This is a genomic window from Actinoplanes derwentensis (assembly GCF_900104725.1).
GTDB lineage: Bacteria > Actinomycetota > Actinomycetes > Mycobacteriales > Micromonosporaceae > Actinoplanes > Actinoplanes derwentensis.
Genome location: NZ_LT629758.1, coordinates 6,186,630 through 6,207,783, shown reverse-complemented (window position 1 = coordinate 6,207,783; position 21,154 = coordinate 6,186,630). Strand labels below are relative to the sequence as shown.

18 protein-coding genes are annotated in these 21,154 nt (G+C 70.1%); 11 read left to right on the top strand and 7 right to left on the bottom strand.

All coding sequences use genetic code 11. The annotated features are described in order from the left end of the window. Positions 1 to 337: 337 nt before the first annotated feature. From BLU81_RS27165 to BLU81_RS52140, 4 genes are all read left to right on the top strand, one after another. Positions 338 to 1,171: a helix-hairpin-helix domain-containing protein gene (locus tag BLU81_RS27165; protein ID WP_092547363.1), complete on the top strand. Its 834-nt coding sequence runs from the start codon at positions 338 to 340 to the stop codon at positions 1,169 to 1,171. Further along, positions 1,171 to 3,537 carry a ComEC/Rec2 family competence protein gene (locus BLU81_RS27160; RefSeq protein WP_092547361.1) on the top strand — a complete coding sequence of 789 codons (2,367 nt, stop codon included), beginning with the start codon at positions 1,171 to 1,173 and terminating at the stop codon, positions 3,535 to 3,537. The genes BLU81_RS27165 and BLU81_RS27160 overlap by 1 nt, the downstream gene beginning before the upstream one ends. Before the next feature lie 357 nt (positions 3,538 to 3,894). Then, complete coding sequence (gene holA, locus BLU81_RS27155; protein ID WP_092557694.1) at positions 3,895 to 4,878, top strand: DNA polymerase III subunit delta; 984 nt, start codon at positions 3,895 to 3,897, stop codon at positions 4,876 to 4,878. Beyond that, positions 4,875 to 6,119, top strand: a complete 1,245-nt coding sequence (locus BLU81_RS52140) for a hypothetical protein (RefSeq protein ID WP_092547359.1) — start codon at positions 4,875 to 4,877, stop codon at positions 6,117 to 6,119. The genes holA and BLU81_RS52140 overlap by 4 nt, the downstream gene beginning before the upstream one ends. A gap of 742 nt (positions 6,120 to 6,861) precedes the next feature. Here BLU81_RS52140 and rpsT read toward each other — a convergent pair. Then, on the bottom strand, positions 6,862 to 7,128 hold the full coding sequence (gene rpsT / locus BLU81_RS27145; RefSeq protein WP_092547357.1) for a 30S ribosomal protein S20: 267 nt from the start codon (positions 7,126 to 7,128) through the stop codon (positions 6,862 to 6,864). A gap of 174 nt (positions 7,129 to 7,302) precedes the next feature. Further along, on the bottom strand, positions 7,303 to 8,313 hold the full coding sequence (locus BLU81_RS27140; protein WP_092547355.1) for a phosphotransferase: 1,011 nt from the start codon (positions 8,311 to 8,313) through the stop codon (positions 7,303 to 7,305). A 53-nt stretch (positions 8,314 to 8,366) separates the two neighbouring features. Between BLU81_RS27140 and BLU81_RS27135 the strand changes: the two genes are divergently transcribed. The 3 genes from BLU81_RS27135 to BLU81_RS27125 all read left to right on the top strand — a co-directional run bounded on the left by BLU81_RS27135 (position 8,367) and on the right by BLU81_RS27125 (position 11,356). Next, a complete protein-coding gene (locus tag BLU81_RS27135; RefSeq protein WP_092547353.1) occupies positions 8,367 to 8,900 on the top strand; it encodes a DUF4240 domain-containing protein in 534 nt (177 codons plus the stop codon). 211 nt (positions 8,901 to 9,111) lie between these two features. Then, the gene (gene lepA / locus BLU81_RS27130) at positions 9,112 to 10,992 is read left to right on the top strand and encodes a translation elongation factor 4 (protein ID WP_092547351.1); all 1,881 of its coding nucleotides are present in this window, start codon (positions 9,112 to 9,114) and stop codon (positions 10,990 to 10,992) included. 82 nt (positions 10,993 to 11,074) lie between these two features. Then, positions 11,075 to 11,356, top strand: coding sequence for a GlsB/YeaQ/YmgE family stress response membrane protein (locus BLU81_RS27125; protein ID WP_092547349.1), 282 nt, complete (start codon positions 11,075 to 11,077; stop codon positions 11,354 to 11,356). Between the two features lie 119 nt (positions 11,357 to 11,475). Here BLU81_RS27125 and BLU81_RS27120 read toward each other — a convergent pair whose 3' ends face one another. The 3 genes from BLU81_RS27120 to BLU81_RS27110 form a co-directional block, all read right to left on the bottom strand. Beyond that, positions 11,476 to 13,107 (bottom strand): PAS domain-containing protein, encoded by a 1,632-nt coding sequence (locus BLU81_RS27120; protein ID WP_092547347.1) that lies wholly within the window; start codon positions 13,105 to 13,107, stop codon positions 11,476 to 11,478. Between the two features lie 114 nt (positions 13,108 to 13,221). Beyond that, positions 13,222 to 14,082, bottom strand: a complete 861-nt coding sequence (locus tag BLU81_RS27115; RefSeq protein WP_092547345.1) for a hypothetical protein — start codon at positions 14,080 to 14,082, stop codon at positions 13,222 to 13,224. Positions 14,083 to 14,205: 123 nt separating this feature from the next. After that, positions 14,206 to 14,970, bottom strand: a complete 765-nt coding sequence (locus BLU81_RS27110; RefSeq protein WP_092547343.1) for an enoyl-CoA hydratase-related protein — start codon at positions 14,968 to 14,970, stop codon at positions 14,206 to 14,208. A gap of 32 nt (positions 14,971 to 15,002) precedes the next feature. Here BLU81_RS27110 and hemW point away from each other — a divergent pair, with 32 nt between their 5' ends. Beyond that, the gene (gene hemW / locus BLU81_RS27105; protein WP_092547341.1) at positions 15,003 to 16,205 is read left to right on the top strand and encodes a radical SAM family heme chaperone HemW; all 1,203 of its coding nucleotides are present in this window, start codon (positions 15,003 to 15,005) and stop codon (positions 16,203 to 16,205) included. 3 nt (positions 16,206 to 16,208) lie between these two features. Here the strand turns inward: hemW and BLU81_RS27100 are convergent, their stop codons facing one another. Continuing rightward, complete coding sequence (locus BLU81_RS27100; RefSeq protein WP_092547339.1) at positions 16,209 to 16,754, bottom strand: DUF4870 domain-containing protein; 546 nt, start codon at positions 16,752 to 16,754, stop codon at positions 16,209 to 16,211. Between the two features lie 153 nt (positions 16,755 to 16,907). Here BLU81_RS27100 and hrcA point away from each other — a divergent pair, with 153 nt between their 5' ends. The 3 genes from hrcA to BLU81_RS27085 all read left to right on the top strand — a co-directional run bounded on the left by hrcA (position 16,908) and on the right by BLU81_RS27085 (position 20,241). Then, positions 16,908 to 17,930 (top strand): heat-inducible transcriptional repressor HrcA, encoded by a 1,023-nt coding sequence (hrcA, locus tag BLU81_RS27095; RefSeq protein ID WP_092547337.1) that lies wholly within the window; start codon positions 16,908 to 16,910, stop codon positions 17,928 to 17,930. 34 nt (positions 17,931 to 17,964) lie between these two features. Beyond that, positions 17,965 to 19,101, top strand: coding sequence for a molecular chaperone DnaJ (gene dnaJ / locus BLU81_RS27090; protein ID WP_092547335.1), 1,137 nt, complete (start codon positions 17,965 to 17,967; stop codon positions 19,099 to 19,101). A 405-nt stretch (positions 19,102 to 19,506) separates the two neighbouring features. Next, positions 19,507 to 20,241: a 16S rRNA (uracil(1498)-N(3))-methyltransferase gene (locus tag BLU81_RS27085; protein WP_092547333.1), complete on the top strand. Its 735-nt coding sequence runs from the start codon at positions 19,507 to 19,509 to the stop codon at positions 20,239 to 20,241. 110 nt (positions 20,242 to 20,351) lie between these two features. Here the strand turns inward: BLU81_RS27085 and BLU81_RS27080 are convergent, their stop codons facing one another. After that, positions 20,352 to 21,140, bottom strand: coding sequence for a class I SAM-dependent methyltransferase (locus BLU81_RS27080; protein ID WP_092547331.1), 789 nt, complete (start codon positions 21,138 to 21,140; stop codon positions 20,352 to 20,354). Between the last annotated feature and the right edge of the window lie 14 nt (positions 21,141 to 21,154).

The following is a 21,154-nucleotide window of genomic DNA, read 5'->3' as shown; positions in this document are numbered from 1 at the left end:
CGGGTTGTCCACAGGGCCGCGAGCGGGGGAACCGGGAAGTTCCTACGGTCGGGCCGTGCGAGAGGCGAAGGATAGCGGTGACGTCGTGGGAGCGCGGCTGCGGGCGGTGCTCGACGACGGCGCGCGCCGACGGGCGGTGCCCGAGTCCGGGCCGCTGGAGTGGGCGGACATCGTGCCTGCCTGGGCTGCGGAGGAGGAGGATCTGTCCCCTTTCGGGGAGGGTCCGCCGGGTGGCTCTCCGCCAGGTGGATTTCCGTCGTCGGGGGTGTTGGCCGCCGGGGGCGGCGGGCGGTTCGGGGGCGGCTCCGGCGGCTCTTCGGGTGAGCCTTTCGGGGTGATGCCGGTGTCCGGGCCGGCCTATCCGTGGGATGCCACCGGGGCGGTCCGCGCTGTCACTCCCGGCCCGGTTTCTCCTGCGCCTTCCTCCTCGGTGGTCTCCGGGGGTCTTCCCGGCTTCCCCGGGCAGTGGGAGGACGGTGAGGCCGACTCCGGTGGGCCCGGATTGAGTTCGGCCGGAGCCTTCGAGAATGGGCGGCGGCAATGGCTGGACGCTTTCGATCCCGGTCGGCCCGGGGTGCGGGCGCTGGCCGCAGTGGCGGTGGTCGTCGTGCTGGTGGCGGCCTTTCTGGCATGGCGGTCACGGCCCCGGCTCGACGATGTGGTGGCCGATCCGGGCGGGACCGTCACGGCCGTCATCGGTGCGTCCGGCGCGGTTCAGACCCCGGTCCCCTCGGTCGTCGAGGTGGTGGTCGCGGTCGGTGGGAAAGTGCGCCGGCCCGGGCTGGTCCGTCTCAGCCCCGGAGCGCGGGTCGCGGACGCGCTGGAAGCGGCCGGCGGGGCGGAACCCGGCGTCGACGTGGCCATGCTCAACCTCGCCCGGCGGGTCACCGACGGCGAACTGATCATGGTGGGGGTCACCCCGCCGCCCGGCACGACGACCGGGCCGGCCGCGGGCACCGGCGCACCCGGCACCGGTGGCTCGCTGGTGAACCTCAACACCGCCACCCTCACGGATCTGGACGGCCTGCCCGGCGTGGGGCCGGTGCTCGCCCAGCGAATCCTCGACGCCCGGGAATCCCAGGGCGGATTCAAGGCGGTGAGCGATCTGCGGAAGGTGGACGGGATCGGGGATTCCCGCTACGAGCAGCTCAAAGACCTGGTGACGATCTGATGCGCGGGGTGAGTCCTGAGCCGGGAAAGGTGCCTGACCTACGGCTGGCCGGGTTCACGGTGGGTCTCTGGCTCGCGGCTCTGGGCGCGCTCCACCTGCCGGCCGGCGGGGGACTGGCGGTCGGCGCCGCCGGGCTGACGATCGCGGCGTCACTGGTCCTGGCCCCGATGATCCGGGCCCGGCCGGACGGCTGGTGGGTGCGGGCCGGCCGGTGGATCGCGGTGGCGGTGGTGCTCGGGGCCGGCTGCGGGGCTCTCGCCACGGCGGCCCGGGTGTCGGTCCGGGAGGCTCCGGTGCTGGCCGGGCTGGTCCGGAGCGGGGCCACCGTACAAGCCGAAATGGTGGTGCGAGACGACCCGCGAGCCTTGGCGGCGACGGCCGGGCCGCCCACCTATCTCGTCGCCGTCGACCTAGAGACCGTCGTCGCGGAGGACGCCGCGCCGATCCGGCTGTCCGCGCGTGGGTTGGTGCTGGGATCGGACCCGGGATGGCGCGGACTACTTCCGGGCCAACGGGTCACCGCGACCGGGCGGCTCATGCCACCGAGGCCCGGTGACCTGCGGGCCGCGGTCCTCTCGGTGCGCAAGGCACCCGTCCTGACCGGCCGCCCGTCGTGGGCGCAGCGCGCGGCGGGTGTGCTGCGGGCCGGACTGCAGCGGGCCTGCGAGCCACTGCCGGACGACTCCGGCGGGTTGCTTCCGGGACTGGTGGTCGGTGACACCAGCCGGCTCGACCCGGGATTGGAGGAGGATTTCCGTACGACCGGGATGACGCACCTGACCGCGGTCTCCGGAACCAATGTCGCGATCGTCGTCGGTGTCGTCCTGTTCGTGGTGCGGCGGGCCGGTGCCGGGCCGGTGCTCTGCGCGATCCTGTGCGTGGTGGCGCTGGCCGGGTTCGTCATCCTGGCCCGGCCGTCACCCAGCGTGATCCGGGCTGCGGCGATGGGCGCGATCGGGCTGCTGGGGCTGGCCACCGGGCGGCCCCGGGCGGCGGTTCCCGCGCTGGCGGCGGGCGCCGCGGTGCTGCTGATCGCCGATCCGGAGCTGGCGTCCGATCCGGGTTTCGCGCTGTCGGTGCTCGCCACCGCCGGTCTGCTGCTGATCGCCCCGGTCTGGCGGGACGGGCTCCGGCGCCGGGGCTGCCCGGCCGGGATGGCGGAGGCGCTGGCGGTACCGGCCGCGGCCCAGATCGCCTGTAGCCCGGTGGTCGCGGCGATCTCCGGCACCGTCAGTCTCGTCGCGCTGCCGGCCAACCTGGTCGCGGTTCCGGCGATCGCCCCGGCCACGCTGTTCGGGGTGGCCGCGGCGGTGCTGTCCCCGGTGTGGCCGGCGGCCGCCGAATTCATCGCCTGGATCGGCCACTGGCCCACCGAGTGGCTGGTCCTGATCGCTCGTATCGGGGCCCGGGTGCCGGCCGGGGCGCTGCCGTGGCCGGACGGTGCCTTCGGTGGGTTACTGCTCGCACTGCTGACGGTGGCGTTCCTGTTCGCGGCGCGGCAGGCGCTAGTCCGGCGCCTGGCGACCGTGGTGGCCCTCGGCGCGATCCTCGGTGCGCTGCCGGTGCGACTGCTCGTCCCCGGCTGGCCGCCGCCCGGCTGGCTCGTGGTGGCCTGCGCCGTCGGGCAGGGCGACGCCGTGGTGCTGCCGGCCGGGCCCGGGCGGGCGGTCGTCGTCGACGCCGGGCCGGAACCGAACGCGATCGACCACTGCCTGCGCCGTCTCGGCATCCGGCAGGTAGCGATCCTGATCGTCAGCCACTACCACGCCGACCACATCGGTGGGGTGGCCGGCGTGTTCCGGGACCGCGAGGTGGGCGCGGTGATCGGCCCGGACTGGCCGGAACCCGTCGGCGGCCGGGCCGCCGTGGAAGCGGCCGCCGCCGGATCCGGGATCGCGCTGCGGCCGGCCGGCCCCGGATGGACCTGGACGATCGGTGACCTGCGACTGGAGGTCCTCGGGCCGATCACGCCGAAACGCGGGACCAATTCGGACCCCAACAACAATTCGCTGATCGTACGGGCGGTGCTCGGTGGCCGGTCGGTCCTGCTGCTCGGTGACGCCGAGACCGAGGAGCAGGAGGATCTGGCGGCCGCGTTCGGGGCGGGACTGCGATCGGACGTGCTGAAGGTCGCCCATCACGGGAGCGCCCTGCAATCGCTGGTGCTGCTGGACGCGGTCGATCCCGCGGTGGCGCTGGTGTCGGTCGGGCGGGACAACGATTACGGGCATCCGAACCCGGTACTGCTCGCACGGATTGCTCGGGGCGGCGCGCGAGTCCTGCGCACCGACGAGTCGGGTGACGTCGCGGCGGTGGTGGCCGGCAACGGTCTGGCCGTGGTGGGCCGAGGTGATCCACCACAGTGAACCGGCTCGGCCCTGCCGCGGTGACCGGTTGTAGTTGTTCGACCACGGCGATTTCGTTCAGTGAGTTCGCCTAGTGATTCGTTCAGTGAGTTCGCTCGGTGATTCGCTCAGTGATTTCGTTGCAGTGACGGAGGTGACACGCCCGGAAGGGGGACTCGGGCGGGCGGACTTTATGCCTGATGGGTCTCAATAGAGAGCGAATTGGGCTAAATGTCAACCCGGCATGTTAGGCCTGAGCAGGAGACTGTACGGGCGTGCAGGCATGCCAGGTCGCCGATATGTCTGGTTTCGCATTCGGTGATCAGCGGCCTGCGCTAACGAGTGAGGCCCGTGGAACTGTCGGTACCCCGTGCGACGATGTTGCACGTGAATGCCGCGCCGCCCCCCTCGCTGCTCCTCGTCCAAGGTGATGAGGAGTTGCTCGCCGCTCGTGCCGTCGCCGAGGCGGTCGAAGCTGCGCGGGCCGCCGAGCCCGGGGCGGACGTCCGGGACTATGAGGCGGGTTCACTGGTCCCCGGCGAGGTCGCCGAGATGCTGAGCCCGTCACTGTTCGGTGGGCGCCGGGTCCTCACCATCCGTAACGGGCAGGACGTGCGTAAAGACCTCAGCACCGTCCTGTTGGCCTATGCGAAGAACCCCGACCCCGACGTCACCCTGATCGTCACGCACGTGGGCGGGGCCAAGGGCAAGGCGTTCGCCGACGGGCTGCGGGCGGCCGGAGCCACGGTCGTGCCCGTGATGAAGTTCAAGAAGGACACCGAGCGCACCGCTTTCGTCCGCAACGAGTTCCGCCGGCATGGCGCCCGGTGTGACGAGTCCGCCGCGGCCGCGCTGCTCCAGGCGGTCGGCAACGACCTGCGAGAGATCGCGGCCGCCTGTTCGCAGTTGCTCGCCGACACCGACGGCAAGATCACCGAAGCCGTGGTCGCGCGGTACTACAAAGGCCGCGCCGAAGTGACCGGCTTCGCGGTGGCCGACGCCGCGATGGTCGGCGACCTGCCCGGCGCGCTGGAGGCCCTGCGCTGGGCCCTACACGTCGGTGTCGACCCGGTGCCGATCGCCGACGCCCTCGCCGACGGCATCCGGACCGTCGCGCGGGTCGCCTCTGCCGGCCGCGGCAACCCTTATCAGCTGGCGAGTTCCCTCGGCATGCCCGCGTGGAAGATCGAGAAGGCACAGGCCCGCAGCCGCGGCTGGACCCCGGAAGGCCTGGTCGACGCCATGCGCGCCGCCGCCGACTGCAACGCCGCGGTCAAGGGCGGCGCCGAGGACCGGGGCTACGCCCTGGAGCAGACGGTCTTCGCCATCACCGCGGCCCGCCGTGACGGAGGCACCCGATGACCCGTCCCCGTCCCGTCGACCCGGCCGGCCAGCCGCTCTACGCGCGGATCCTGTGCCTGCGGCACCTGGCACCCAGCAGCCTGCTCTGCTTCGTCTTCCTCGAAGGAGCCGTGGTCCTGGGCCTCCTGCTGGCCCTGGCCGAGCTGGTCAGCTGGTGGGGGGTGCTGGTGCTGCCGTTCACGGTCGCCCTGATGGTCAAGTTCAACGACCTGGTCGCCGGCGCCTCCACCACACCCCCGGTGGACGGCGAGGCCGCGTCGGTCCGCGCGTCCGTCCTACGCCCAGCCGCGATGACCGCCCGTGCCGCTGCCGCGCACGCCGATTCCCCGGCCCTCGAGTCCCCCGCCGACAGCTACCGGCCACCGGCTGACGCTGACGGCTCCGGGCCCACCGCCACAGCCCGCACTGATCACGCCGGAGCCCTTGGCACGTTCGGCTCTCCAGCCTCCGCCCGCTCCGCCGCCGCGCTCTCCGGCCATGGTGACGGGCACGGAATGTCATCCGCACCCTTCTCTGGTCACGGCGACGGGCGTGTGACGTCAGGTGCTTTCGTCACCGGTCACGGCGATGAGCGTGAGGCGTCGGGTGCTTTCGTCACCGGTTATGGCGACGGTCGTGATCAGTCAGGCGCGTCCTTGTCTGGTCACAGCGATGGGCGCATGGCGTCAGGCGCACCCGACACCGGTTACGGCGATGGGATCGGGGCGTCAGACGTGCCCTTCGTCATCCGGGCCGATGGGGCCGAGGTGGTGGATGTGTCCGGTCGGCGAACCGAGGAGTTCGAGCGGCCGGGTGGTTTCGCGCCGGTGGTCTCCCGCGATCCGTCGGCGATGGGATACGGGCCGGTGGCAACGCCCGAGTTCATGACCGACGGATACCGGCACGACGGCATGGCCGAGGTGCCCGTGGTCGGCGGCATCACATATGCCTCCGCCGCTGAGGGGCGGCCATATGCCGCAGCCCGCAGTCATCCTTACAGCAGCGCTGACCGGCATCCTTACGGCGGTGCGGACCGGCATCCCTATAGCGGTGCGGACCGACATCCCTACGAGAACCATGGTCTGCCCGGTGAGCAGGCCGTCGGTGGGTCGTTCCCGGTGCGGCCTTCCGGCTATCCGGCTGCCGGCGACCGCGAGGCCAGGCCCGCGGTCGGCAGCGCGCCCTCAAATCGGCCTCGGGCCGACCAGTTGGACGTGCGCCAGCAGATGGCCCGCCAGGCCGCGGCCCGACGCTATGAATAGCCAGTAGGTTGCTGCCGGTCTGAGGCCCGCTGCTGCATGTTCAGGTAGACCAGCCGCCTGGCGAAACACCAGCCGCCTGGCGAGACCAGAGACGTCTCGTGGTCCTGGCTGCCTGGTCACCTACGGTTCAGATCGCGCCCGAAGTCACCACGCGATGGGCGCTGTCGATGGCGTGGTGACTTGTGGTGCGGATCGCGCCTGAAGTAACCACACAGATGGGCGCCGCCAATAGTGTGGTGATCTGTGGTGCGGATCGCGCCCGAAGTCACCACACAGATGGGCTTCGCGTCCTGGTCGCGGGACGGGCACCTGCTGGACCGGGCGGGTGATCTCGTGGCGGGAGTCGGCGAGCGTGGGTGGGTGGTTCGCCTTGACGTTCGACCTGCATCCGGTGGAGGCGGTCCCCGCGAGCCGTGGGCTGGCGGTTCGCGTCGGCGGTCACCGGCGGGGCTTTGAAGGCCCGGGGCGGTCCGCGAAAGCCGGGCGCCCTTGGCTTTCGCGCAGGCGGGGCACGCTGAGGCTTCGTACGGGCAGGGCGTGCTGAGGCTCGTACGGGCGGGCGTTTTTGGTCTTCGTACGGGCAGGGCGTGCCTGGGTTTCGTACGGGGAGGGAAAAGCTACCGGGCACCGCAATGGACCGTGAAGGTCCGGCGGTGCCCGGTTCGATGTTGCTGCCCACCGTTACGGGCGGGCTGAGATCACCGCCCGCATCGATGCGGCGGCCGATCTGATCCGACGAGGATCAGGCGGACAGCGAGGCGATCTTCTTGGCGATGGCCGACTTGCGGTTGGCCGCCTGGTTCTTGTGGATGACGCCCTTGCTGACAGCCTTGTCCAGCTTACGCGAGGCGTCACGCAGCAGCGCGGTGGCCGACTCGACGTTGCCCGAGTCACTCGCCTCGTGCAGCTTGCGGATCACGGTCTTCAGCGAAGACTTGACCGACTTGTTGCGCAGACGGGCCTTCTCGTTCTGCCGGTTGCGCTTGATCTGGGACTTGATGTTCGCCACGCGACAGCCTTGTCCTGACTAGTTCGGAAAAATGGTCCAAACGAGTGGTCACAGCGCGGCTGTTTCACCCGGCGAGGCCGGTGCACGAAACAGCAGTGCACGAAACAACAGCGTGTCACCACACGCGAGGAATCAGACTACCAGCACGCCTCCGAGCCGCCAAAACGGCTGGGATCAGCGACGTAGCCAGCGCCGCTTCTCCGGAGCGGGAGCGCCGGTCCAGCCGCGGCGTTCGGCGAGCCAGGCGAGTGCCTGTTCGCCGCTGAACCGCTGGTGCTGACGGCTGTGCGGAGACGCGCTGCTCGGGCTGCCACCGGCTCGGCCCAGCCAGTACCCGGCCAGCGCCGCCAGCGCCCCATCGACCCCCTCGTCGGGAGCGCCCCAGGCCCGCAGCACCGCATCGGTGTTCAGACCACTGGCATAGGCGCTGACCAGCAGCGTGACCGTGTCGAACCAGGGCGCGCCCAGGCACGGCCAGGTCCAGTCACAGATCCAGGCCCGGCCGCCGGAGTCGATCAGTACGTTGTCGACCCGCAGATCGCCGTGGCACATGCCGTCACCGGCGGCCAGCGCGGGCAGGGCTCGTTCCAAGCGCGCCAGTTCGGTGAGGCGCTGCGGGGCGATCGTCCGGGTCGCCGGGCCGGGCATCGGCTCGCGTTTCCGGGCGATCAGTGACCACCAGCTCATCTCCGCACGCAGGATGTCCGGCAGCGTGGGCATGCCGATCTCCAGGAGCCGGGGCGGCGGATAGGCGAGCGCGGTCGCCGCCGCCGACCAGGCGCGCAGCGTGGTGTCCAGGTCGGCCTGGGTCCAGGGGAGTTCCGGGATCCGGCCGTCGACCGGTTCCAGGGCGAGCACGAAATAGTCAGATTCGGTCAGAGTCCAGAGTGGGCGGGCGGCGGTCACCTCGTGAGGGAGGGCGGCGGTGAGGGCTGCCTCCCGGGCGTACCACTGCGACGTCGGGTCGTTCAACGGCGCCGCCTTCACGAATGCCCTGGTCCCGGCCTCGGTATCCAGCAGCGCGGCGAAGGCCCGGGTGAAACCGCCACCGGCGCTGCGCGCGACGGACACCGGAGAGCCGAGGCGCGCGGTGATCGATTCACGCACGGTTTCCGGCAGGTCAGACCATGACGGTCGTACGGCGGTCGCATCGTACGAAACGTCGGGCAGAGTGATCGGCCGCATGTCTCCATCCTGCCGTCCGTGGAATTGTCGTACCGCACTGGCAGGATCGCAGCATGCGAACCGACGATTTCTGGGCGGTCATCGACCGTGCCACCGCCGACCGGCCGGCTTCCCCCGCCGAGGTGGCCGAGCGTGCCGTCGCCGAGCTGGCCGCCGTCGACCCCGAGGAGATCGTCGCCTGGGGCCTGCACCTGGAGAAGGTGATGGTCGCCTCCGGCACGGAGGATCTGTGGGCCGCGGCCTATCTGATCAACAGTGGTGCCGACGAGGCCGGGTTCGACGCGTTCCGGGGCTGGCTGATCGCGCACGGGCGCAAGGCGGTGGCCGCCGCCGTGCAGAAACCCGATGTGCTCGCCAACGTGGCCGTGATCAAGGAGGCCGCCGACACCGGCGCGGTCTTCGAGGCCGAGGAGGTGCTCGGGATCGCGGAGCGGGCTTATCAGCAGGCCACCGGGTCGCCGCTGCCGTCCGGCGCGCGACCACGGACCAGGCCCGAGGTGGCCGACCTGTGGGATTTCGACAACGAGGACGAGATGCGCCGCCGTCTGCCCAAGCTGTCCGCCCTGTTCCTGGAGCCCCCGATGTGAGCGCGGTCTGAGCCGGGACCGTGGGGGAGGCACAGTTCGGGGCCGCGTGAACGGGTGTGATCGGAGCTTCCCTCGCGGACGTGGGACGATAGGTGACGCCGGCCCGGTGCCGGTGTCACCCAGCAGCCCGACGGCCGAGTGAAGAGGCCGGAAGCGGAGGGCCGCTGGGGGATCAGACCGCGCTAGCCCAGCCCGAGAAGAACGGAAAACCGTGCCTGGACCGCTCGACCCCGGCGTGAACGTGATCGGATCGACCGATCCCAGCCGCATCCGCAACTTCTGCATCATCGCCCACATCGACCACGGCAAGTCGACGCTGGCCGACCGGATGTTGCAGATCACCGGGGTGGTCGACCCGCGCCAGATGCGCGCGCAGTACCTCGACCGGATGGACATCGAACGCGAGCGCGGCATCACCATCAAGTCGCAGGCCGTGCGGATGCCCTGGACGGTCCGTGAGGGCGGCAAGCAGGGTGAGACCGCCGTCCTCAACATGATCGACACCCCGGGGCACGTCGACTTCACCTATGAGGTCTCCCGCAGTCTGGCGGCCTGTGAGGGTGCGGTCCTGCTGGTGGACGCCGCGCAGGGGATCGAGGCGCAGACTCTCGCCAACCTGTACCTGGCGATGGAGAACGACCTCCGCATCATCCCGGTGCTCAACAAGATCGACCTGCCGGCGGCGCAGCCGGAGAAGTACGCTGAGGAGCTGGCCAAGCTGATCGGCTGTGAGCCGTCCGACGTGCTGCGGGTGTCCGGCAAGACCGGCGTCGGCGTCGATCACCTGCTGGACGAGATCGTCCGGCAGTTCGTGGCGCCGGTCGGCGACGCGGAGGCCCCGGCCCGAGCGATGATCTTCGACTCGGTGTACGACGTCTATCGCGGCGTCGTCACCTACGTGCGGGTGATCGACGGCCGGATCAGCGCACGCGACAAGATCAAGATGATGTCCACCGGCGCGGTGCACGAGCTGCTGGAGATCGGTGTCGTCTCGCCGGAGATGGAGAAAGCCGGCGCCCTCGGTGTCGGCGAGGTCGGTTACCTGATCACCGGTGTGAAGGACGTCCGCCAGTCGAAGGTCGGCGACACCATCACCGGCAGTCTCCGCCCGGCCAAGGACGCGCTCGGCGGTTACAAGGAGCCGAGGCCGATGGTCTACTCGGGTCTGTACCCGATCGACGGCTCGGACTACCCGGCGCTGCGTGACGCCCTCGACAAGCTGAAGCTGAACGACGCCGCGCTCACTTACGAGCCGGAGACGTCGGCGGCGCTCGGTTTCGGGTTCCGGGTCGGTTACCTGGGCCTGCTGCACCTGGAGATCATCGGCGAGCGGCTGGAGCGCGAGTTCAACCTCGACCTGATCTCCACCGCGCCGAACGTGGTCTACCAGGTGTTCACCGAGGACGCGAAAGAGTCGATCGTCACGAACCCGAGCGAGTTCCCCGAGGGCAAGATCGCGGAGATCCACGAGCCGGTCGTACGAGCGACGGTCCTGGTGCCGAACGAGTACGTGGGCGCCGTCATGGAGCTGTGCCAGAGCCGTCGCGGCAACCTGCTCGGCATGGAGTACCTGTCCTCCGAACGGGTGGAGCTGCGCTACATGCTCCCGCTCGCCGAGATCATCTTCGACTTCTTCGACCAGTTGAAGAGCAAGACCAAGGGCTACGCGTCACTCGACTACGAGCCCTCCGGTGAGCAGGCCGCCGACCTGGTGAAAGTGGACATCCTGCTGCACGGTGAGCCGGTGGACGCGTTCAGTGCGATCGTGCACAAGGACAAGGCGTACGCCTACGGCACCAGCATCGCCGCCAAGCTGCAGAAACTCATTCCGCGCCAGCAGTTCGAGGTGCCGATCCAGGCGGCCATCGGCTCCCGGATCATCGCCCGCGAGACGATCCGTGCCATCCGCAAGGACGTGCTCGCGAAGTGTTACGGCGGTGACATCAGCCGCAAGCGGAAGCTGCTGGAGAAGCAGAAGGAAGGCAAGAAGCGGATGAAGATGGTCGGCCGGGTGGAGGTCCCCCAGGAGGCCTTCATCGCCGCGCTCTCCACTTCTGACTCCGCGGACGCCAAGGGGGCGACAAAAAAATAGGGCGGTTTGATTCGTCGGGGGGTCGGGAATTGAGGTGCTCGACGGACGCAACCAATAAGCTCCACCCCCCGAGGAGGACCCCATGGAGTTCACGCTCACCGGAATCATCGTGGCCCTGATCGTCGGCCTCGTCATCGGCGCTCTCGGCCGGCTCGTGGTACCCGGCAAGCAGAACATCCCGCTGTGGCTGACCATGGTCGTCGGTGTCGTCGCCGCGCTGCTGGGCACGGTCATCGCCCGCGCCGCCGGTGTCGCCGACACCGCCGGTTTCGACTGGATCGAGTTCGCGTTCCAGGTCGTTCTGGCCGCCATCGGTGTCGCCCTGGTCGCCGGCGTCGGCAGCCGTCGCCGTCTGACCCGCTGACCCGCGGTTCGACAACTCGAAAAGATCCGCGGTTCGACAACTCAAAAACGCGAATGCCGGCCCGACGAGGTGCCGGCATTTCGCGTTTCTGAAAGCTTTCTTGAGAAGAGCACTGGACTTCAGTACCGGAACTTGTGCTGGGCACTGCGGCGGTTCTCCCAGGCCGGCAGTCCACCCTGATGCTCGTGATGCGGTGCCGGTTCGACCACGTCGCTGCGGCTGCCGACCACCCGCAGGGTCACCACCAGGCCCTGGACGAGCCGGTCGGCGCGCAGATCCCGATAGCGAACCTCGGCCAGCACTTGAGTGCCGTCCGGCCGGGGCAGGGCACAGAACACCTTGCCGTCGCCCTCGGCTCGCAGCGCCCGGCGTACCGCCTCTTGATCGTCGGGGTGGATCAGCTCGTCGAAAGCGGTGAGCGGGGGCATCTCCTCGACGCCGGCCAGACGGCGCAGCCCGGGGCTGGCGTACCGGATCCGGTGGTCGGAGTCGACCACTGCCATGATCTCGGCGGTGTTGCCGGTGACCGCCCGCAGGTAGAGGTCGCTGTCCCGGCGGCCGACCGCCTCGACCAGGGTGATCCGGTCCAGGGCCAGTGCGGTCTCCCCGGCCAGCACTTCGAGCGAGTCCCGTCCGGCGATGAGCGCGTCCCGGCGGCCGGCGACGACCAGGGCACCGCCACTGGGCCGGGCCACGGCGAGTGGTTCCAGACGCAGTGGACAGATGAGAGTGTGATCACCGGTCCACCAGCTTCGGGTACCGGCCCCGGCGGGCACTCCCGAGCTGTCGAGAGCGGCGGTGAGCGCGGCGTCGTCGGTGGCGAGAACGACCCGGCCGACCGCGCCGGCGGGCAGTAGATGGGCGACCGCGGCCCGGACCGCTGCCTCGACGGCCGGTGGGTCGGCGGCCGCGACCAGGGCGGTGTTCGCCGCGCGCAGCGCACGTTCGCGGGTGAGGGCCTGGCTGTGCTGCTGGACGGCGTCGGCGAGCCGGGTGATGGTGAGCAGCAGGGTGATCGCGCCGGTGACGGCGATCACGACACCGTTGTGGACCGTCCCGGAGAGCGCCTCGATCACCAGCACCAGCGGCGGGGTGGCTGCGGAGAGAGCGAGCAGGGTGGTGTCGCGGAACCGCCACGGCGACAGCTGGACCGGCTGCGGTTCGGTGAGCCGGGCCATCGACGGGTGCAACGCGGACGCGCCCCACATCAGGTAGAGCGCCACGAACGCCAGCTCGGTGACCGGGTTCTCCCGGGTGAGCGGGTAGAGGACGTCGCCGGTGAGCATCGCCAGGCCGCCGGTGACCAGCAGGCCCGCCGCGATGTTGCGCCGGTCGGCGGTGAGCAGCCGGATCGCGACCACGATCAGCAGCAGGTCACCGATCACATCGGCGGGGGAGACGGTCTGGAATCTGCTCGCCGAGCCGATCACGAAGACCCAGACGACGAGCATCGCGGCGCAGGCGAAGGCGATCAGGTCGATCAGGCGGGCCCGGTCGACAAGCAGCGAGCCACCCCGGGTGAACTGGTGCAGGCTCATCGCGACCAGGGCGAACATCACCAGGTAGATGGTGTCGGCGAGGGCCTGCAGACGGTCCGACTCATACAGCACGTCGCCGGCGGCCAGCGCTGCGAGCGAGCCGGCCAGCAGCAGCCAGGGGGCACGCCGAGCCGGGCGGTGGCGGCGCACACCGTAGAGAATGGCGCCGACGCTCACCGCCCCCAGTAGAGCCCATCCGATCGCCGTCAGCACGACCTACTTAGTACCAGGAGGGTTGCGGACTGTCCATGTAGACATATACAGAGCGCAACTTGTGGGTGAGCAAGATGGACATTGCGGATAGTCACCGATAGTTCCGGAGAAATCTCAATGGAACACCTCGGCGACCACCTGAGCCTGGTTGCCACCACTGCCGTCGGTGACCGGCAGCCACTTCCCCTTCGGGGCGTGCCACTCGAGATCACCGAAACGTACCCGTTCGAGACCGGTGGCGGAAGCGTGCGAGACCAGCCAGTGCGCGAAGCGCCAGCCGGTGTCCGAGCTGGCCACCGCGACGGTCAGCCCGGCGGTCTCGGCGCTGCGGGCCTGACCGCCAAGCTTCTTGCCCCAGTCCAGCTTGAGACTGGTCAGCAGGGCGGCGGCTGCCTCGGCACCACGGATCGCCGGAGCGTCCGGAACGGTGCAGTCGACCGCGCCGGTGGCCCGCCCGGTCAGAGCGGCGGCCAGCACCCGTGACTCGTCGGCCCACTTCTCGTAGGCGTTCGGGTACGCCGACCGCTGCACCCGCTGTGCGGCGTCGGTGACCCGCATCTCCTCCCAGCCCTTGACCTTCTTCAGGGCCGAGTAGAACCTGCCGGCCGAATACCGCGGGTCCTTGATCTGCTCGAACGTGCCCCAGCCCTGACTGGGCCGCTGCTGGAAGAGGCCGACCGAGTCGCGGTCACCGTCGTCCAGGTTCTCCAGCTTGGACTCCTGGAACGCGGTGGCCAGGGCGACCACGATCGCCTGCTCGGGCAGACCACGCCGGACCCCGACCGCGGCGATGGTCGCCGCGTTGGCCATCTGGACGGTGTCCAGGGTCACCGTGCCGTCGGCGCTGACCGTGCACTCCGGGATGAGCCGGGGCAGTTGGATGTTGTCGGCCAGGTTGTCGATCACCACGACCACACCGGTCACGGCGGCGACGCCGAGCAGGGCGAGCACACCCGCGATCGTCCGTTTGCGCATGCTCACCTCCCCTTTCCGGCACCTCCCGCGAACCGGCGGACGCCAAGCCTAGACAACGAGCGCTCACCGCCTGGCGTCACTGCGTCGGGCGAATCGAGTCAAGACGATCATCATGCCTGAAGATCATCCGACCCAGCCGGGGTCGCGCTTCTCCCGGCTCGCGGCCACCCCCTCCCGCCCCTCGGCGGACGTGAAGTGTGCGGCCGAACGGTTCGCGAGATCCGCCAGGTCGGCACGGATCGACGCCTCCGGCGTACGGCGAAGCAGTTGTTTGGTCCCGGCGAGCGCGAGCGGACCGCCGCGCAGAAGCGACGCGCAGTAGCCGGCCACCACGGCGTCCAGCCGGTCCTCCTCGACGGCGGCAGTGACCAGGCCGATCTGTTCGGCCCGTGGCCCGGCGAAGACGTCACCGGTGAGGAAGAGGTCGGCGGCCGCCCGGGGTGCCAGGCGCGGCAACACGGTGGCGCTGATCACCGCCGGGATGACCCCCAGCCGGACCTCGGTGAAGGCGAACGTGGCCGACCGGGTGCAGACCGCGATGTCGGCCGCCCCGATCAGGCCCAGGCCGCCGGCGCGGGCCGGGCCGCCGATCCGCGCCACCAGCGGTTTCGGGTACTCCCAGAGCACCGCGAGCACGTCGGCCAGCATCTCGGCGGGCAGCCGGTCACCGGGCCCGGCGGCGGCCGTCTCCTGCAGGTCGACGCCCGAGCAGAAGACCGGGCCGGTGTGCGAGAGGACCACCACCCGGCACTCCGGATCGGCGGCGGCCGCGGCGAGGGCGCCGAGCAGTTGTTCGAGCAGCGCGGTGGAGAGCGCGTTGCGGTTGGCGGGGTTGTCGAGTGTCATCGTGGTCACGCCGGCGGCGGTGACGGTACCGACCAGATCCATCCCGGAACTCTATTGCGTGCACACTGGGGTCCATGGCCGGCGCAACTGTTGATGGTGAACCCGTACCCGACGACGGGTCCCTCCCCGACGAGGCCACCCGTGCGGTGGGCAAGAACGGGTTCGCCGTCTACGTCCACGTCCCGTTCTGCGCGAGCCGCTGCGGCTACTGCGACTTCAACACCTACACCGCGACCGAGCTGGGCGGCGGGGCGAGCCGCGAGGAGTACGCGGACACCGTCCTCGCCGAGCTGGCCCTGGCCGCCCGGGTGATCGAACCCGGCCCGGTCGACACCGTCTTCGTCGGCGGCGGCACTCCCACCCTGCTCAGCACCGACGACCTGGGCCGGATCCTGGACGGCATCGACCGCACCTGGGGGCTCGCCCCCGGCGCCGAGGTGACCACCGAGGCCAACCCGGAGTCGGTCGACCCGGCCTACCTGCGGCGGCTGCGCCAGGCCGGGTTCACCCGGATCTCGCTCGGCATGCAGTCGACCGCGCCGAACGTGCTGCGGATCCTGGACCGCAAGCACACCGCCGGCCGGGCACCGCAGGCCGCGGCCGAAGCCCGCGACGCCGGATTCGAGCACGTCAACCTGGACCTGATCTACGGCACTCCGGGCGAGTCACCGGACGACTTCGCCGGATCGCTGCGCGCGGTGATCGACGCGGGCGTGGACCACGTGAGCGCCTACGCGCTGATCGTCGAGGACGGCACCCGGATGGCCGCCCGGATGCGGCGGGGCGAACTGCCCTACCCGGAGGACGATGTCGCCGCCGACCGCTACCTGGCCGCCGAGGCGGCGCTCACCGAGGCCGGTTTCGAGTGGTACGAGGTGTCCAACTGGTCCCGCGGCGAGGCCGGCCGGTGCCGGCACAACCTGCTCTACTGGACCGGCGCCGACTGGTGGGGACTCGGGCCGGGCGCGCACAGCCACGTCGGAGGGGTGCGCTGGTGGAACGTGAAGCATCCGTCGGCGTACGCCAAGCGCCTGTCCTCCGGTTTGTCCCCGGGCCACGCACGGGAACTGTTGTCCGGCGACGACCGGCACATGGAGGACGTGATGCTCCGGGTGCGGCTGCGCGAGGGCATCCCGCTGGACCGGGTCGACGCCACGGGTGCCGCGCAGGCGCTGGCCGACGGGCTGCTGGACTCGGGGCCGTACGCCGACGGCCGCCTCGTGCTCACGCTGCGCGGCCGCCTGCTCGCCGACGCGGTCATCCGCGACGTGCTCTGACGACTACTTGATGAACGGGTAGGTCATCGGATACTGATACGGCTCGTTGTTGACCGCCTTGATCCCCGCGATCACGCCGAAGAGGGTCGCGATCACCCAGGCCGCGGCGGTGAACAGCAGGCCCAGCCCGGCGCAGGCGATCAGCGCGTAACCGACCACCCCGACGATCGTCCAGACGAGCTGGAAGTTCAGCGCCTTGAGTGATTCGGCACGCACGATCGGGGACTGGTTGCCGCGGGCCAGATAGGCGACCAGCGGCGGGAGCCAGCCGATGAACACGCCACCGAAGAAGGCCGCGGCGGCGCCACCGAAGTGGGCGATCAGGACCCAGGTGCGCTCGTCCGGGCTGCCGGCCTGGTAGGGGGATCCGTACTGGGGCGGGCCGTACTGCGGCTGGTCGTAAGGCTGTTTCCCGTACTGCGGCTGGCCGTAGGGATCCGCATAAGGAGGCGGCGGCGTGTAGGGCGGCGGCGGAGGCGGTGGATAGCCGCCCTGCGGGTGGTACGGCGCGGTCGGGTCGTCATCCGGCGGGCGGGGAGGCTCGGTCATGAAATACACGCTAGGACCCGGGTCCCAGCCGGTCGATACCGATGTCGCTCCCAAGATCTGAGCCCGCTCGGTACTTTCGATCATCGCATTGCCGCCGCCGGGGACGTAGACTGGCACTCTATTAGCAGGAGTGCCAACAGGGGGAGGGGTCATATGAGTCTGGATGACCGCAAGCTCGAGGTACTCCGGGCAATCGTCGAGGACTACGTCGAAACCCAGGAGCCGGTCGGCAGCAAGGCCCTGGTGGACCGGCACAAACTCGGCGTCTCCTCGGCCACCGTCCGCAACGACATGGCGGTGCTGGAGGAGGAGGGCTACATCCGGCAGCCGCACACCAGCGCCGGCCGGGTGCCCACCGACGCCGGTTACCGGCTCTTCGTCGACCGCTTGACCAGGATAAAGCCACTCAGTCCGGCCGAGCGCCGGGCCATCGAGCGGTTCATGATCGGTGCCGTCGACCTCGACGACGTGGTGCATCGTACGGTCCGGCTGCTGGCCCAGCTCACCCGCCAGGTAGCCGTCGTGCAATATCCGAGCCTGTCCCGCTCCGCCGTTCGCCATCTGGAGCTCGTGCCGGTCTCCACGACCCGCCTGATGCTCGTGATGATCACCGACACCGGCCGGGTCGAGCAGCGGCTGGTCGAGCTGCCCGGCCCCGTGCAGGACGGTGACGTCTGGGAGCTGCGCCGCCGGGTGAACGAGAAACTGGCCGGTCAGCGCCTCGCCGACACCCCGGCCCTGGTGCAGAAACTCGTGGAGGACTGCGACGTCGGGCACCGCGCCGCGATGACCTGCCTGGCCTCGGTGCTCCTGGAGACACTCGTCGAGCGGAGTGAGGAGCGCCTCGCCCTCGCGGGCACGGCGAACTTGACACGGGGCGGTGTGCTGGACTTCCAGGGCACACTGCGGCCCGTCCTCGAAGCCCTCGAGGAGGAGGTCATCCTGCTCAAGCTCATCGGCGATCTGGAGCCCCGCACCACGCGGGTCCTGATCGGTGACGAGAATCAGATCGACAACCTGCGGTCGGCGTCCGTGGTGAGCAGTGGCTACGGCCCGGGTACGACTATCGTCGGGGGGCTCGGAGTGCTGGGTCCCACCCGGATGGACTACCCCGGCACTATCGCCACCGTTCGTGCGGTCGCACGCTACGTTGGCGACCTGTTGGCACAGAATTGACGGATTCGCGCAGACATTGAGGACTCCAAACCCCGTGGCCAAGGACTATTACGGAATTCTCGGTGTGAGCCGGGAGGCAACCGACGACGAGATCAAGCGTGCCTACCGCAAACTGGCTCGGCAGTTTCACCCGGATGTGAACCCGGATCCGGAGGCGCACGACAAGTTCAAAGAGATCAACGCGGCGTACGAGGTCTTGTCCGACGAGCAGAAGCGTCAGATGGTCGACCTCGGTGGCGACCCGCTCGCGCCGGGTGGCGGCATGCCCGGCGGTGCCGGTGGAGCCGGACCGTTCGTCGGTTTCCAGGACATCATGGACGCGTTCTTCGGCACGGCCGCCGGTGGTGGATCCCGCGGCCCGCGCCCGCGCACCCGACCCGGCGCCGACGCCATCCTGCGCCTGGAGCTGGACCTGGTGGAGACCGCGTTCGGCGTCGAGGCGCCGATCACCGTCGACACCGCGGTGCTCTGCACCCAGTGTTCCGGCGCCGGCACCGCGCCCGGCACCCACCTGGCCACCTGTGAGGTCTGTTCGGGTCGCGGTGAGGTCCAGTCGGTGCAGCGCACCTTCCTCGGCCAGGTCGTCTCGTCCCGCCCCTGCCAGAACTGCCAGGGTCACGGCACGACCGTCCCGAACCCGTGCCCGACCTGCGCCGGTGACGGCCGGATCCGGACCCGCCGTTCCCTCACCGTCAAGATCCCGGCGGGTGTCGAGGACGGCATGCGGATCCGCCTGGCCCAGCAGGGCGAGGTCGGCCCCGGCGGCGGCACGGCCGGTGATCTCTACGTGGAGATCCACGAGCGCCCGCACGACGTCTACTCCCGCAAGGGTGACGACCTGCACTGCCGGGTGACGCTGCCGATGACCGCGGCCGCGCTCGGTACCCGGATGACGATCAAGACCCTCGACGGCGAAGAGAACATCGAGGTCAAACCGGGCACCCAACCGGCCAGCACGCTCCGGATCCGAGGCAAGGGCGTCCCGCACCTGCGCGGCCAGGGCCGTGGCGACCTCTTCGTGCACCTGGACGTGAAGACGCCGACCAAACTCACCGTCGACCAGGAGCGCATGCTCCGCGACTTCGCCAAGACCCGCGGCGAGGACGTCGCCGAACTGAGCAAACAGGGCGGCTTCTTCAGCCGCATGCGAGACGCCTTCAACGGCCACTGACGGCTCCGCGACTTCGTGACGAGGGACGACGGCTCCGGCCGCCGTCCCTCACGGCTCTCTGCGAAGATCCAGATCAAATTCTTGATGTCGTGCGTTCGCGGGGGTACAGATCGTCGCTCCCGCCGGGACCCCGGCGACCTTCGCTGGCCGCTGACGCGCCCAGAACGCGAAGCCCTCCGGGGCGACGTCCGTAGGTGGTCGCGGCCTTTCCACCCCAACAACTCCGGTCCGGTTCTGTGTGGTGAGTTGCGGTTCGATTCGAACCCCAAGTCACCACGCGTCGACTGCCGTACCACTGCGTGGTGAGCCGGGGTTCGAATCGAACCGCAACCCACCACGCTGAAAGGCACTCGTTACCGCGGGGCCCGGCTGACCGTGCCGGATGGTGCCGGTAGCGTTTCCGGGATGTCCGCACCGCTGTTCCTGGTCGAGAGTCTTCCCACCGGTCTGTCGTTCACCCTGGACGGCCCGGAAGGGCACCACGCCGCCACCGTGCAACGGCTGCGCGCCGGGGAGGCGCTGATCCTCGCCGACGGCCGGGGCGGTACCGCGCGGGCCGAAGTCGCCAACGTGGGCCGGGGCAGCATCGACGTGGCAGTACTGAGCATCACGCGGGATCCGGCACCGGACCCCCGTCTGGTGGTGGTGCAGGGCATCGCCAAAGGCGACCGGGGCGAACTGGCCGTGCAGGCGATGACCGAGGTCGGCGTCGACGAGATCGTGCCGTGGGCGGCGTCCCGCTCGGTGACCCAATGGCGCGGCGACCGGGGCTTCAAAGCCCGCGACAAGTGGACCGCGACCGCCCGGGAGGCGGCCAAGCAGGCCCGGCGCTCCTGGCTACCGGTGGTCGGCGGCGACCCGGACAGCTCGACGAAACAGGTGGCGGCCCGCCTGGCCGGGGTCACGGCGGCGTTCGTGCTGCACGAGGAGGCCACCGAACGGCTCACCGCGGCGACCTTGCCGCCGAGGGGCGAGATCGCCCTGGTGGTGGGCCCGGAGGGTGGCATCAGCGACCCCGAATTGGACGCCTTCCGCGAGGCCGGCGCGATCCCGGTCAAACTGGGCGACGCGGTGCTGCGCACGTCGACCGCCGGAGTCGCCGCCCTCGCGGTGCTCTCCGCCCGCCTCGGCCGCTGGTAACGACACCCGGGTCCCGACGTTCCACGGCCGATCTGTGTGGTGAGTTCGGGTTCGATTCGCACCGCAACTCACCACGCGACCCTGACCGCGAAACGGCGCCCGGCTGTGGTCTATCGAGGGCGGCGGGCGACCGCCACGTCGGTGTAGACGACCAGTTCGAGCGTGCCGCCGTGCGCGTCGATCACCTCGGCCACGTCGGCGACCGCGGCTTCGCGGTGTTCGTCGTCGAGGATCCGGTAGGCCGAGTTCGTGAGCAGATGATCCCGGTAGGCGGCGGAGCTGTAGGAACGCACCGACCGGTACCGCAGGGTTCGCGGCTCGTCGAAGGTCTCGACGACATCGGCCATGTCCGGCCACTCCTCGGCATACGGGCGTGGCTCGGTGGGGATGTCGCTGAGCCGCAGCGAATGCGGGGTGTGTTCACTCTCCGCCAGGCCGTGCCGGGCGTTCGCCGCTGCCAGTTCGGCGTGCAGGCGGTCGTCGGTGACCAGGAAGACGTTCCAGAACGGGGCGAACAGACCACCGGGAGCCAGCGTCGCGAAGGCGAGCCCGGTGCGACGGCCCGGATCCACCCAGTGCCAGGCCTGGGCGCTGATGAGCAGTCCGTAGCCGCGGTCCGGCGCCCAGTCCTCGAAGGTCGTCTCGACGATCGTGACGCCGGGAACGGTCCGGCGCAGCACGGCGGCCATCCGGGCGTCCGGTTCCAGGCAGGTCAGGTCGACGTCGTGGGCGGCGAACGCGGCGGTGGCCTTGCCGGTGCCGGCGCCCACTTCCAGAACCGGGCCCGGCCCGGCCAGCGCGAGCAGGTCGGTGACCAGCTCGCTCGGATAGCCAGGGCGGACCCGATGGTATTCCTCGGCCTCTTCACCGAAGACCTGTCCACGCACACGTGAAGTCATGTACGCGAATATAA

Coding starts and splice junctions, on each gene's coding strand:
- BLU81_RS27100 (WP_092547339.1), bottom strand. CDS start 16,754: ATGACCGAGCCTCCCCGCCCGCCGGATGACGACCCGACCGCGCCGTAC.
- BLU81_RS27085 (WP_092547333.1), top strand. CDS start 19,507: ATGTCCGCACCGCTGTTCCTGGTCGAGAGTCTTCCCACCGGTCTGTCG.
- BLU81_RS27125 (WP_092547349.1), top strand. CDS start 11,075: ATGGAGTTCACGCTCACCGGAATCATCGTGGCCCTGATCGTCGGCCTC.
- BLU81_RS27115 (WP_092547345.1), bottom strand. CDS start 14,082: ATGCGCAAACGGACGATCGCGGGTGTGCTCGCCCTGCTCGGCGTCGCC.
- BLU81_RS27140 (WP_092547355.1), bottom strand. CDS start 8,313: ATGCGGCCGATCACTCTGCCCGACGTTTCGTACGATGCGACCGCCGTA.
- hemW (WP_092547341.1), top strand. CDS start 15,003: ATGGCCGGCGCAACTGTTGATGGTGAACCCGTACCCGACGACGGGTCC.
- BLU81_RS27135 (WP_092547353.1), top strand. CDS start 8,367: ATGCGAACCGACGATTTCTGGGCGGTCATCGACCGTGCCACCGCCGAC.
- BLU81_RS27165 (WP_092547363.1), top strand. CDS start 338: ATGCCGGTGTCCGGGCCGGCCTATCCGTGGGATGCCACCGGGGCGGTC.
- holA (WP_092557694.1), top strand. CDS start 3,895: ATGTTGCACGTGAATGCCGCGCCGCCCCCCTCGCTGCTCCTCGTCCAA.
- BLU81_RS52140 (WP_092547359.1), top strand. CDS start 4,875: ATGACCCGTCCCCGTCCCGTCGACCCGGCCGGCCAGCCGCTCTACGCG.
- BLU81_RS27160 (WP_092547361.1), top strand. CDS start 1,171: ATGCGCGGGGTGAGTCCTGAGCCGGGAAAGGTGCCTGACCTACGGCTG.
- BLU81_RS27080 (WP_092547331.1), bottom strand. CDS start 21,140: ATGACTTCACGTGTGCGTGGACAGGTCTTCGGTGAAGAGGCCGAGGAA.
- BLU81_RS27110 (WP_092547343.1), bottom strand. CDS start 14,970: ATGGATCTGGTCGGTACCGTCACCGCCGCCGGCGTGACCACGATGACA.
- hrcA (WP_092547337.1), top strand. CDS start 16,908: ATGAGTCTGGATGACCGCAAGCTCGAGGTACTCCGGGCAATCGTCGAG.